Here is a 12,370-nt window from a genome sequence, read left to right on the forward strand (position 1 = left end):
ATGTCCCGGTGACCCCGGTGTGGGCTGATATTTCGGGGCATGCGGATATTCGTTGCAGCGGTGCTGGCTCTCGTGTGGCTGGTCCCGCTTCCTGCCCTTGCCGAGCCAGGCAGCGCCACGGTCACGCCGGTCCAGGTGACGGGCCCGCCCGCCAAGCGGTTCAACCTGATCATCATGGGTGACGGCTACACCGCGAGCGAGCAGGCGGCCTTCAGGACCGACGTCGACCGGCACCTCAACGTGATGTGGTCCATCGAACCGTTCAAGTCCTACCGGACCTACATCAACGTCTACCGCGTGGACATCGTCTCGGGCGAGTCGGGCGTCAGCTGCGACCCCGACCTGTCCTCCCCGAGGAAGAACACGCCGCTGAGCATGGGCTTCTGGGGCGGCTGCAACCCCGCGAGCGTGCAACGCCTCATCACGATGAACAACGCCGCCGCCACCCGCTACGCCGACCTGGTCACCGGCACCACCTCCACCAACCGGCAGATCATGGCGCTGGCCAACAGCGGCACCTACGGCGGCGCGGGCGGCTCCTACGCCACCGCCTCCGGCAGCAACGCGATGTCCGCGCTGATCAGCCCGCACGAGCTGGGCCACTCGCTGGGCGGCCTGCAGGACGAGTACGACTACTACCAGCGCGGCGTCCCCGGCGGCGCCTACACCGGCGGCGAGCCGGGCAGCGCCCACCACACCCTGCTCACCGAGCAGCAGATGAAGGACCAGCAGCGCAAGTGGTGGCGCTGGCTGGGCGACGACAGCGAGTCCGGCGGCCCGATCGGCCGCTACGAGGGCGGCCTGTACGCGACCACGGGCGTGTGGCGGCCCAGCAGGCACTCCATGATGAAGACCCTCGGCTACTACTTCGACCAGGTCAGCCGCGAGGTCATGGTCCGGCGCATCACCGCCAAGACCGACCTGGTCCAGGACTCCACCCCGACGGCCGCCCCCGTCGGCGCCGACCGGGTGCTGTGGGTCGAGCCGATGCACCCCGTCAGCCACGGCCTGGTCACCACGTGGAACGTCGACGGCAAGGACCTGCCGGGCGACGTCGACAGCCTCGACCTGCGCACGCTCGGCCTCACCCCCGGCACGCACACCGTGAAGGCCACCGTCACCGACCCGACTGACTTCGTCAGGGACCCGGCGATCCGCGCCGCCATGACCGGCACCCGTACCTGGACGGTCGACACCGCGATCACCACCCCGCCCGACGGCGTCACGCCCGCCATCGTCTCCTCCACCCCCACCGACCGGCCCGTCGGCGGCGGCGACGTCGTCCGCGTCGAGACCACCCATCCCGCGACCGCCGTCCCGGCCGTGACCTGGGCACTGGACGGCAGGCAGGTCGCCACCGGCACGGAGGTGGCGCTCAAGGGCCTGACCACGGGCACCCACACGCTCACCGCCACCCTGGGCGGCCAGACCCTCACCTGGAAGGTCGACGCCGTCGCCCCCACCACCGGCTACGAGCTGTCGCAGCCGCTGCTGAAGCCGGACAAGGACACCTACATCTTCAACGGACCCTTCTCCATGAAGCTGACCGGCGCCGACGACAACGGCGGCCACATCGTCTCGGAGTCGCGCGTGGACGGCGACGGCTGGTTCAACTACTTCGGCTGGCCGACCTCCTCCGAGCTGCCGTGGACCTTCACCGAGACCGGCACCACCATCGACCACCTCGTGTACGGCAGGCTGCCCCGCGGCCGCCACACGATCGAGTACCGCTCGATCGACGCCGCAGGCAACCACGGCCGGGAGCGCGCGTTCACCGTGACCACGATCGCCCCGCCGCCCGCCTGCACGACCACCCTCACCGGCACCCACAGGGGACCCCTGACCGTGCGCGAGGGCGTGACCTGCCTCACCGGCGCCGACGTCACCGGCCCGGTGACCGTACGGCAGGGCGCCTCGCTGGTGATGAGGGGCGGCACGGTCGACGGCGCCCTCACCGCCTCGAACGCCGCCGAGGTCCACGTCCTGGACGGCGAGGTCGCCGGTGCGCTCACCGTCACGGGCGGCGCGCTCACCGTCGTGGGCGCCACCATCCGCGGCGCCGCCGTCCTGAACGGCACCACCGGCGCGATCATGGCGGGCACCACCGTCAGGGGCGCGCTGACCTGCGCGGCTGCCGGGCCCGACGACCTCGGCGCGCCCAACACCGTCACCGGCGCCTCCACCTGCCGGTTCGCCGAGCAGGCGGCCAGGGCGAAGGCGCTGACCGCCGGGACCGGCCAGGGCTACGAGGCGGTGGCCAACTCCACCGAGCCCGAGCACGGCGAGGAGGGCCACCGGCACTAGAGCCGGTCGAGGACCCTGATCAGCGAGGCCGTCGCCAGGTCGCGCAAGGGAGCGTAGTCGGCCTCCGGGTACTGCCGGGGGCCGTTCTCCACCAGCAGGATCAGGTAGAGGTAGGCGCGATAGAGGTCGAGCCGCCGGTGCGCCCCCGCCGACAGCTCCAGCGGGCGCACCGCGCGGTAGCCGGCCAGCAGCGGATCGTCCTCGTCGATCTCGCCGAAGAGCGTCGGCGTGATGAGCTCGGCCAGCGGGTCGCCCCAGAAGGCGCGCTCGTGGTCGATGATCGCCTGGATGCGCGGCCGCCCGGACAGGTCGAGGAAGACGTTGCCGGTCCACACGTCGAAGTGCACCAGGTGCGGCGTGGCCACCTCGTCGAGCACGTCCGACGCGCCCTCCAGCAGCGCCCGCAGCTCGGCGACCGGACGGGGGAGCGGGGTGGCCGGATAGCGCAGCGCGTCGTCCAGCAGCGCCCCGGCCATCCGCAGGTACGCCTCGCGCCACGTCGAGCCGGTCAGCCCGCTGTGCGGGTAGCCGAACACCTCGCCCGTGACGGAGTTGAGCCGCGCCAGGTGACCACCCAGCTCGTGACGGAGCGCGGCGGTGGCCTGCCCGTCGAGGGCCACCTGGTTCCACGGCGTGCCGTCGAGCGCGGACAGCACCAGGTAGTCGCCGCCGAGCACCGGATCGTCGAAACCCGCCTTCAGCAGCGCCGCCACCGGCACGCCCGCCGACGCCGCCAGCGGGTAGGCGGCCGCCTCCATGCGCAGCAGGTCGCGCTCGTAGGTGAGCTGCTCCAGCTCGGGCGACGGCGACAGCTTCAGCACGACGTGGCGGCCGTCGTCGAGCCGCAGCCGCCACACCGCGTTGGCGAAGCCGTCGGCCAGCTCCACCGCCTCGCTCACATGCGCGCCGACCGCCCGATGGGCGAGCAGGGACAGCTCCCGCGCGGTCAACCTGCGCTTGGTCCTGCTCTCCATCAGCGGACCCCGATCGTCCACGCGGCCTCGTGCCGGCCGCCCGGCTCCAGCACGACGAGGTCGCTGCCGGAGCCGAACGCGTCGGGCGGGCAGGTCATCGGCTCGACCGCCACGCCGACGTAGTCGAGGTGCCTGCCGGTGCAGACCTGCACCCACGGCAGCACCGCCGGGTCCCAGCTCACCCTGATGTCATCGACCAGGACCTCACCCGCCGACAGCCCGGTGAAGGTGTGGTCGACGCGGGTGCCGCCGAGGTCGCGAGCCTGCCTGAAGTCGTACGGCGTGCCGGCCACGTCCTCCAGCGAGCGGGGGAGCAGCCGCTCGTCGGCCAGCAGCACCTTCGCGGCGGGCACCCGCAGCCGCTCGCCGAGCAGCCACGGGTGCGGGCCGCAGCCGTAGGGCGCGGCGCGCTCGCCGGTGTTCTCGCAGGTGACCGTCGTCGTCAGGCCGTCGTCGCCGAGCGCGTGGACGACCTCGAAGGACAGGGTGAAGGGATAGCCGGGCGAGGGCTCGAGCGTGTACGCCAGCCGTACCGACGACGGCCCCTGCTCCGTCACCCGCCACTCGGCCGCGTGGACCAGGCCGTGCAGCGCGTGGCCGCGCTCGGGCTCGTTCACCGGAAGCTCGTAGCGGGTGCCCGCGAACGTGTAGGTGGCGTCGCCCACCCTGTTGGGCCACGGCGCCAGCAGCGTGCCCGCGTAGTAGGGGACGGGCCCGCCTTCGGGCCAGCTGGTGAGCAACTCGCGCGCGCCGAGACGCAGGCCGCGAACGGCGGCGCCGAGGGTGCTGATCTCGGCGGTGTAGCCGGCACCGGACAATATGGGCACAGGGGGATCCTTTCGACCGGCAAAGGATACAGAGGAGCGGTCCGGCGCTCAGGCGCTGCCGCGCAGCACCAGATGGGTGTCGAGGATGAGCACGGGCTGGCGCAGTTCCTCACCGTTGATCCTGGCCACCAGCAGGTGCGCCATCTGCCGGCCCATCAGCTCCGTCGGCTGGTGAACGGTGGTCAGCGGCGGGTCGGTGTGCAGCGCCACCTTGGAGTCCTCGAACCCGACCACGGCCACGTCGCCGGGGATCGAGCGGCCCGCGGCCTTCAGCGCCCGCATCGCGCCCGTCGCCATCAGGTCGGAGGCGGCGAACACCGCGTCGAGCCCGGGATGGGCGGCCAGCAGCTCGCGCATCGCCTGCTCGCCGCTCTCCTCGGAGAAGTCGCCGAAGGCGACCAGCTCGCCCATGCCCGAGGCCAGCAGGGCGTCGCGGTAGCCGGCGAGCCGGTCGACGCCCACGCCCATGTCCTGCGGGCCCGCGATCGTGGCGACCCTGGACCGGCCGGCGGCCAGCAGGTGCTTGACCGCCTGCCGCGCCCCCGCCCTGTTGTCGACGTCGACGTAGCTGAAGGCGTCCAGCCCGACCGGCCGCCCGCCGAGGACGGTCGGCACGCCCATCGTCTCCAGCCTGCCCGGCAGCGGGTCCTCGCCGTGCAGCGACAGCAGCAGCACGCCGTCGACGTGCTGCCCCGTCAGGTAGTGCTCCAGGCGCTCGTGCTCCTCCGGCGACTGCGCCATCGCCAGGATGAGCTGCAGCCCCGTCTCGGCCAGCGCCGAGCCGATGCCGCGGATGATGCCCGCGAAGTACGGCTCGTCGAAGATCCGCTGCTCGGACTCCGACACCACCAGCGCCACCGTGTCGGTGCGCCGCGTGACCAGCGCCCTGGCCGCCCTGTTGGGTACGTAACCGAGCTCCTCGATGGCCTTCAGCACCGCGTCCCTGGCCTTCGTGCTCACCTTCGGTGAGCCGTTGACGACGCGGGACACGGTGCCCCTGCCGACCCCGGCGCGCGCGGCGACCGCTTCGAGCGTCGGTCGGTTCATGGCCATTCAGCTATTGTGCCGGATGGTCTCGGCGTACCACAGCGCGCTGTCCTTGGGGGTTCTGCGCTGGGTGGCGAAGTCGACGTGCAGGAGCCCGAAGCGCTTGCCGTACCCCCAGGCCCACTCGAAGTTGTCCATCAGCGACCAGGCGAAGTAGCCCTCCAGCGGCACCCCCTCGTCGATCGCCGCCCTGCAGGCGCGCAGGTGGGCCTCGAGGAAGGCGACCCGGTCGCCGTCGCGGACCCGGCCGCCCGACAGCACGTCGTCGAAGGCCGCGCCGTTCTCCGAGACGACCAGCGGCAGGCGGGGGTAGTCGGCCGCCACCCGCGCCAGGACCTCCCTCAGGCCGCCGTCGTCGATCTCCCAGCCCATCGCCGTGACGGGCCGGCCCCCGCTGACGAACGAGACGTGCTCGCTGCCCACCCAGGGGGAGGCCGCCGCGGTCGGCGCCGCCGCGGCCGAGGCGGGACCACCGGGGGCGCCGGAGACGGTGAAGCGGCTGTAGTAGTTGACCAGCAGCATGTCGATCGGGGCGGCGACGGTCCGCGCGTCGCCGTCCTCCACGAACGCCATGTCGGTGACGGGCTCCAGGTCCGCCAGCACGTCGGCCGGGTAGCCGCCCTTCAGCAGCGCGTCGAGGAAGAACCTGTTCTGCAGCCCGTCGACGCGGCGCGCCGCGTCGAGGTCGGCCGCGCTGTCGGTGGCGGGCGAGACCGCGTACAGGTTCACGCACCCGCCCACCCTGTTGCCCGCGGTCCTGAGCACCCGCGCCGCCAGGCCGTGCGCCAGGTTCAGGTGGTGCGCGGCCCGGACCGCGCTCACCGGCTCACGCCGTCCGGGCGCGTGCTCGCCCGAGGCGTACCCGAGGAATGCCGCGCACCACGGCTCGTTGACCGTCGCCCAGTGGCGCACCCGGTCGCCCAGCGCCTCGTGGACGGCCGCGGCGTACTCGGCGAAACGGTAGGCGGTGTCCCGCTGCGGCCAGCCGCCCCTGTCCTCCAGCGGCTGCGGCAGGTCCCAGTGGTAGAGCGTCACCCACGGGTCGATCCCGTGGCCGAGCAGCTCGTCCACCAGGCGCCGGTAGAAGTCGAGCCCCCGCTGGTTGATCGGGCCCGTCCCGTCGGGCCGCACCCGCGGCCACGAGACCGAGAAGCGGTAGGCGCGCAGCCCCAGCTCCGCCATCAGCGCCACGTCGCCGCGGTAGCGGTGGTAGTGGTCGACGGCCACGTCGGCGTCGTCGCCGCCGAGCACCCGGCCGGGCTTCCTGGTGAACACGTCCCAGATGGACTGGCCGCGCCCGTCCTCGCCGACCGCCCCCTCGATCTGGTACGCCGAGGTCGCCGCGCCCCACGCGAAGCCGGTGGGGAACAGCAGCCGGTCGTCGAGCCGGTCCTGTCGGGTTGTCACGCCTTGACCGCACCTTCCATGATGCCGCCGACGATCTGCCGGCCGAACGCGATGAACACGATGATGAGCGGGATGACGGACAGCGCGGTCCCCGCGAAGATCAGCACATAGTTCGTGGAGAACCGCTCGTTGAGCGCCTGGATGGCGATCTGCACGGTCGGGTTGTCCGGCGTCAGCACGATCATCGGCCACATGTAGTCGTTCCACAGCAGCATGAAGGTGTTGATGCCGAGCACGGCCATGCCCGGCCGTACGGCGGGCAGCACGACGTTCCACCAGATCCGCATCGTCGAGGCGCCGTCCACCCTGGCCGCCTCGACCAGCTCGTGGGGCACCGCCTGCTCGGTGTACTGCGTCATCAGGAACACGCCGAAGCCGTTGAGCAGGTACGGCAGGATCACCGCCGTCAGCGTGCCCGTCCACTCCAGCTCCACCATGAGCCGGTAGAGCGGCACGACGCCCATCTGCTGCAGCGGCACCATCATCGTCAGCAGGATCGTCAGCAGCAGCAGCCGCCTGCCGCGGAAACGCAGCCGCGAGAAGGAGAAGCCGGCCAGCGTCGAGATCAGCACCACCGACACCGTCACGACCGAGGCCACGACGAAGGAGTTGGCCAACCCCGTCAGGAAGTGGGCGTCCTCGTTGGCCAGCACCGCCGCGATGTTCTCGCCCAGGTTGCCGCCGGGCAGGAACGGCGGCGGGACGTCCACGGCGTCGTCGTTGGTCCGCGAGGCGATGACGAGCATCCAGTAGAGCGGGAAGGCCGACAGCGTGATCGCCACGGCCAGCATGACCCTGGTCATGACGGTGGCCTTCCACATCGTCGCCGAGCCGGTCATCCGGTCCCTCCGATACGGCGGACGAACAGGAAGTTGACCAGGGCGCCGAGCAGGATGAGCAGGAACAGCAGCCAGGCCGCCGCGGCGGCGTAGCCGTAGTCGAACTCCCTGAAGCCCTGCTTGACGATGAACATCGCCACCGTCTGGAACTGCCCCTGCGAGCCGCCGTCCACGTTTCCGTTGTAGAAGGTGGTGGGCTCGGCGAACAGGGTGAGACCGCCGATCGTCGAGTTCAGCACGACGAAGATCAGCGTCGGGCGCAGCATCGGCAGCGTGATCTGCCAGAACTGCCTGCGCCGTGAGGCCCCGTCGATCGCCGCCGCCTCGTACAGATCGCGCGGGATGGTCTGCATGCCGGCCAGGAAGATGATCGCGTTGTAGCCGGTCCAGCGCCAGTCGACCATGGTGGCGATCGCCAGCCAGGACGGCAGCCGCTCGGCGCGCCAGTCGACCGGCTCGACGCCGAACCAGCTCAGCGCCCAGTTCACCAGGCCCCAGTCCCTGGCGTACAGCTGGGTGAACACCACGGCGACCGCCACCACCGAGGTGACCAGCGGCAGCAGCACGCTCATCCTGATCGCCAGCCGCAGCCGCAGCCGCTTGTTGAGCGCGTTGGCCAGCAGCAGCGCGAGCAGCAGCTGCGGGATCGTGGCCAGCAGGAAGATCCCGACGGTGTTGCCGACCGCGTTCCAGAAGTCCTCGTCGGCCAGCAGCTGGGCGTAGTTGCCCAGGCCCGCCCACGCGGTTGTGCCCGCCAGGTCGTAGTCGTAGAGCGAGTACCACAGCGTGAACGCCAGCGGGAACAGTCCGAAGACCGCGAAGAGCACGAAGTAGGGGGAGATCAGGACGTACGGCATGGCCCTGATGTCCAGGACCGAGCGCCACCGCCGGCCGCCCCGCGGCGGCGGTGGCGCGGCGACCACCAGGGGCGCCTTTTCCAGGTGAAGGCTCATGGAGACCTCTCGCGTCGGGGACGGGCGGCCGGCCCGCCGGCGACATCGCGCGGCGGCGGGCCGGCGCTGTGGGGGTGCTGGGGGGCTCAGCCCGCGGCCTTCACCGCGTCGTCCACGAGCTGCTGCCAGGCCTTGTCCCGGGCGACCGAGCCGTCGTCCATGCCCTGCACCACCGACTCGATGGCGTTCTTCACCTGCGTGTGCTTCACCCCGAGGAACACCGGCTGCAACGAGGCCGCCGACTTGGCGAAGATGTCGCCGATCGGGGCGTCGCTGAAGAAGGCGTTCCTGGCGCCGGTCACCGCCGGGTCCTGCTGGGCCTTGATGTTGCTCGGCATGTTGCCGAAGTCGGCGAAGACGCTCGCCTGCACCTTGGCGCTGGTCAGGTAGTCGGCGACCCGCGCCGCCTCCTTCGGATGCGCCGACTGCTTCGGTACGGCCAGCCACGAGCCGCCCCAGTTGCCGCCACCGCCCGGCACGGCCGCGACGTCCCACTGGCCCTTGGCCTGCTCGCCCGCGTTGCCGCTGACGACGCCCAGCATCCACGACGGGCAGCCGACGGTGGCGAAGGCGTTCTTCTTGGTGCCGGTCGCCCACTCCTCGGTGAAGTTGCGCAGCTTGGCGGTCAGGCCGAGGGCGGTCATCTTCTGGGCGAACTCGAAGGCGGACTTCACCGCGGGGTTCTTGTCGACGACGAGCGCGTTGGAAGTGTCGAAGTAGGAGACGTTGCCGTTCTTGGCCGCCTCCTGGACCAGCACCACGTTGTAGAGGGTGTTGGTGCCGTCGGTGAACCTGGCGTCCTTCACCTCGGCCTGGAACCGCTGGCCGACCTTGAGGAAGTCGTCCCATGTCGGCCACAGGGCGCTCACCTTGTCGCGCTCGGTGGGCAGGCCCGCCTTCTCGAACAGCGTCCTGTTGTAGCAGATGCTCATGCCGCCGATGTCGGTGCCGAGAGCGAACACCTTGCCGTCGGCGGTGACACCGTTCTGCCACTTCCACGCCGGGTAGTCGGCCTGGCGGCCCGACAGGCCCTGCTCGCCCAGGTCGGCCCACCACTCGGGGTGCGCCTTGGCCAGGCCCATGCCGCCCTCGTCGATGCCGACGACGTCGCCCGCGCCCTTGCCTGCCTGCAGCCACTGGATCATCTGCGGCCAGTAGACCTGCTCGAACTGGTCGGTGAGGACCTCCAGCTTGATCTGGACGTCCTTGTGCTCGGCGTTCCACGCGGCGACGGCGTTCTTGTAACCGAAGTTCTCGCCGCCGCCGAACACCTGGACCCTGACGGTGACGGGAGCGGCCGCTCCTGAGGCGGCGGGGGCGCCGGAGGCCGGGGTGTCGGTCGCGCCCGAGCCGCAGGCGGCGAGCGCCAGGGCGGTCGCGGTCAGGGCGGCGGCCAGGCTGGCGCGGCGCTGGATGGTCATCATTCTGGACCCCTTCTCGGGTGGTCGCGGCCTCGTCCCCGACCGGTGGAACCGCGATAGGCATCTATGGGAGCGCTCCCACGAAGGGTGGCCGAGCGGGGCTGGAACGTCAATACGACGAAACAGAACCGTTACCGGCATGGGGATGTGGCCTGGTGAAACCGGATGATCGGCAACGAAAGGTCCATAGTGATCTTTGGGAGCGCTCCCATCGCGCCGGGCATAAAATTCCAGTTTGTGGAAAATTCTAGAGGGTGTATGTTCGGTCCATGGAGGAGTCGCGTCGCGACCGCAAGAAGCGGCTGACCAGGCAGCGGATCGTCACCGCGGCCATGAGGTTGTTCGCCGAGCAGGGGTACGAGCAGACCACGGTGGCGCAGATCGCCGTGGCGGCGGATGTCGACCCCAAGACGTTCTTCAACTACTTCCGCAGCAAGGACGAGGTGGTCTTCGCCGACACGGAGCACATCGCCGACCTGCTGCTCGGGGTGCTCGCGGAACGGCGCCCGCAGGAGGGGCCCGGCGAACTGCTGGCCAGGATGGTCCAGGAGTACGCCGCCCTCCGCCGGCCCGTCGTGCCGCACAAGGAACCGGAGGAGCTGTCGGCGGCCTCCCGCCTGCTGATGACGACGCCGGCGCTGCAGGCCAAGGGGCTGTACCTGATGGTGGATCTGCAGCGGCGCATCGCCGGCGAGCTGTTGAAGGCGTTTCCCGGCCGGTTGGATCCGATCACCGCGGCGGCGATGACCGGATCCCTGATCGGCGCCATCCAGCAGGCGAGTCTGGCGAGCGTCGAGCTCGGCCGGTCGCAGGACGAGCTGTGGGAGGCCGCCCGGCACGGCCTCGACATCGCCATGCGCGGCCTGCTGTCGGTACGGCCGGACCCCGGCGGTGCGTGACGCGCGCGGCCACACGCGCTCATGACGAGCGCGTCCGGCGACGCCCGCTGTCAGCCAGGTGCGTCTGTGGCAAGCGCGTTGTCACGAGCGTGCTCGCGGGCGCGTCCGGCGAGCCCGCTGTCACGAGCGTCTGTGGCGAGCGTGCTGTCACGAGCGTGCTCGCGGGCGCGTTCGGCGAGCCATCGATCGAGTCATCGACGGGGGCGCGACCCAGCCCTGAGGCGGGCCGGCGTCCGCCCATCGGAGGAAGGAACAGCCCGGCATGACGGAAAACCAGCGGCACTTCACCCGCGACGCGCGCCGTGCCCTGCGGGAAGGCCCCGCGGCCATCGCCCGGCGGCAACGCGCCCGGTTGGCCGAGATCGTGGCCTACGCTCGCGCTCACTCACCCTACTTCCGCGAGGTGTACCGGGACCTGCCGGAGGAGGTGGACGACCCGGCGTTGCTCCCGGTCACCGACAAGAAGACGCTGATGGACCGCTTCGACGACTGGGTCACCGACCGCACGGTGACCCTCGAGAAGGCCCAGGCGTTCGTGGCCGACCCCACGCTCGTGGGCGAGCGGTTCGAGGGGCGCTATCTCGTGGCCACCACGTCCGGCACCAGCGGCCTGCGCGGCATCTTCCTCCAGGACGAGCGGAGCCTGGCCGTGGGCAACGCCGTCGGACAGCGCGCCCGCACCGGGCTGGGAATCGGCGACGTCATCCGCCTCCTGCGCGGCGCCGGCCGTACCGCGATCGTCTCCGCGCCCGGCGGCCACTTCGCCACCGTCGCCGGAGCGGCACGGTTCCGCCGGGACCACCCACGGCTCAGCTGGCTGGTGCGGGAGTTCTCGATCCACCAGCCGCTGCCCGAGCTGGCCGCGCAGCTCAACCGGTACAACCCGAGCTCCCTCACCGGCTTCTCGAGCATGCTCGGACTGCTGGCAAGAGAACAGGAAGCCGGCCGCCTGCGCATCCACCCAGGGATGGTCATCGCCGGCGGTGAGGCGCTGACGGCGGAGAACCGCGCCCGCATCGCCGGCGCCTTCCACGCCCAGGTCCGCTCCGCCTACGCCGCCACCGAGTGCGGCTTCCTCGCGTACGGCTGCGCGCACAACTGGCTGCACGTCAACAGCGACTGGGCCCTGCTGGAGCCGGTCGACGCCGACCTTCGGCCCGTCCCGCCAGGTCAGCCGTCGCAGACCGTTCTGTTGAGCAACCTCGCCAATCAGGTCCAGCCCATCCTGCGCTACAACCTGGGCGACAACGTCCTGCTGCGTCCCGACGCCTGCCCGTGCGGCAGTCCGCTACCCGCCGTCCAGGTGCGGGGCCGCGCGGCTGAGATGCTCGCCTTCCCCACCGAACGGGGCGAGCCCGTCGGCATCTCTCCCATGGCCTTCGGCACCCTGCTGGACCGGGTTCCCGGCATCCAGCAGTTCCAGCTCGTCCAGACCGCGCCCACCGCGCTGCGCGTGCGCCTGAGATCCGCGGACGGCGCCGACCCGGATCACGTGTGGCGGACGGTGCACGACGAGATCACTCAGCTGCTGACCGCGCACAAGGCCGACCACGTCACGCTCGAACGCGCTGAGGAGCCGCCCGAGCGGTCGGCCGGCGGCAAGTTCCGAAGGGTCATCCCGCTGACCACGCCGTGACCCCGCGACCTGGCCCCGCCACGAGATGACGGCGTCACGGTGAGCTTCCCTCCGCCGCGGTGC

At 71.2% G+C, this 12,370-nt stretch carries 10 protein-coding genes; 3 read left to right on the plus strand and 7 right to left on the minus strand.

The window, feature by feature from the left end:
- The first annotated feature begins 39 nt into the window (after positions 1-39).
- A complete protein-coding gene (locus tag ACWDLG_RS29490; RefSeq protein ID WP_449926026.1) occupies positions 40-2,304 on the plus strand; it encodes a M64 family metallopeptidase in 2,265 nt (754 codons plus the stop codon).
- Here the strand turns inward: ACWDLG_RS29490 and ACWDLG_RS29495 are convergent.
- The 7 genes from ACWDLG_RS29495 to ACWDLG_RS29525 form a co-directional block, all read right to left on the minus strand.
- Positions 2,301-3,299: a phosphotransferase gene (locus ACWDLG_RS29495; protein WP_449926029.1), complete on the minus strand. Its 999-nt coding sequence runs from the start codon at positions 3,297-3,299 to the stop codon at positions 2,301-2,303. The genes ACWDLG_RS29490 and ACWDLG_RS29495 overlap by 4 nt on opposite strands.
- Positions 3,278-4,105, minus strand: a complete 828-nt coding sequence (locus ACWDLG_RS29500) for an aldose 1-epimerase family protein (RefSeq protein WP_449926031.1) — start codon at positions 4,103-4,105, stop codon at positions 3,278-3,280. The genes ACWDLG_RS29495 and ACWDLG_RS29500 overlap by 22 nt, the downstream gene beginning before the upstream one ends.
- 48 nt (positions 4,106-4,153) lie before the next feature.
- On the minus strand, positions 4,154-5,158 hold the full coding sequence (locus ACWDLG_RS29505; RefSeq protein WP_449926034.1) for a LacI family DNA-binding transcriptional regulator: 1,005 nt from the start codon (positions 5,156-5,158) through the stop codon (positions 4,154-4,156).
- Positions 5,159-6,559, minus strand: a complete 1,401-nt coding sequence (locus tag ACWDLG_RS29510; RefSeq protein WP_449926036.1) for a GH1 family beta-glucosidase — start codon at positions 6,557-6,559, stop codon at positions 5,159-5,161.
- Positions 6,556-7,398, minus strand: a complete 843-nt coding sequence (locus ACWDLG_RS29515; protein ID WP_354912458.1) for a carbohydrate ABC transporter permease — start codon at positions 7,396-7,398, stop codon at positions 6,556-6,558. Before ACWDLG_RS29515 ends, ACWDLG_RS29510 begins: the two co-directional genes overlap by 4 nt.
- Positions 7,395-8,351: a carbohydrate ABC transporter permease gene (locus tag ACWDLG_RS29520; RefSeq protein WP_449926040.1), complete on the minus strand. Its 957-nt coding sequence runs from the start codon at positions 8,349-8,351 to the stop codon at positions 7,395-7,397. The genes ACWDLG_RS29515 and ACWDLG_RS29520 overlap by 4 nt, the downstream gene beginning before the upstream one ends.
- Positions 8,352-8,437: 86 nt before the next feature.
- Positions 8,438-9,775, minus strand: a complete 1,338-nt coding sequence (locus ACWDLG_RS29525; protein ID WP_449926043.1) for an extracellular solute-binding protein — start codon at positions 9,773-9,775, stop codon at positions 8,438-8,440.
- A gap of 266 nt (positions 9,776-10,041) precedes the next feature.
- Here ACWDLG_RS29525 and ACWDLG_RS29530 point away from each other — a divergent pair, with 266 nt between their 5' ends.
- Positions 10,042-10,671, plus strand: a complete 630-nt coding sequence (locus ACWDLG_RS29530; protein WP_449926045.1) for a TetR/AcrR family transcriptional regulator — start codon at positions 10,042-10,044, stop codon at positions 10,669-10,671.
- A 262-nt stretch (positions 10,672-10,933) separates the two neighbouring features.
- Positions 10,934-12,307, plus strand: coding sequence for a hypothetical protein (locus ACWDLG_RS29535; protein ID WP_449926048.1), 1,374 nt, complete (start codon positions 10,934-10,936; stop codon positions 12,305-12,307).
- Positions 12,308-12,370 lie beyond the last annotated feature (63 nt).

This window comes from Nonomuraea sp. NPDC003727, from assembly GCF_053586935.1.

What these genes read in the sequence shown, in the direction of transcription:
- ACWDLG_RS29535 (WP_449926048.1), top strand. Translation starts at nt 10,934, where the DNA reads ATGACGGAAAACCAGCGGCACTTCACCCGCGACGCGCGCCGTGCCCTG.
- ACWDLG_RS29525 (WP_449926043.1), bottom strand. Translation starts at nt 9,775, where the DNA reads ATGATGACCATCCAGCGCCGCGCCAGCCTGGCCGCCGCCCTGACCGCG.
- ACWDLG_RS29530 (WP_449926045.1), top strand. Translation starts at nt 10,042, where the DNA reads ATGGAGGAGTCGCGTCGCGACCGCAAGAAGCGGCTGACCAGGCAGCGG.
- ACWDLG_RS29515 (WP_354912458.1), bottom strand. Translation starts at nt 7,398, where the DNA reads ATGACCGGCTCGGCGACGATGTGGAAGGCCACCGTCATGACCAGGGTC.
- ACWDLG_RS29490 (WP_449926026.1), top strand. Translation starts at nt 40, where the DNA reads ATGCGGATATTCGTTGCAGCGGTGCTGGCTCTCGTGTGGCTGGTCCCG.
- ACWDLG_RS29505 (WP_449926034.1), bottom strand. Translation starts at nt 5,158, where the DNA reads ATGGCCATGAACCGACCGACGCTCGAAGCGGTCGCCGCGCGCGCCGGG.
- ACWDLG_RS29520 (WP_449926040.1), bottom strand. Translation starts at nt 8,351, where the DNA reads ATGAGCCTTCACCTGGAAAAGGCGCCCCTGGTGGTCGCCGCGCCACCG.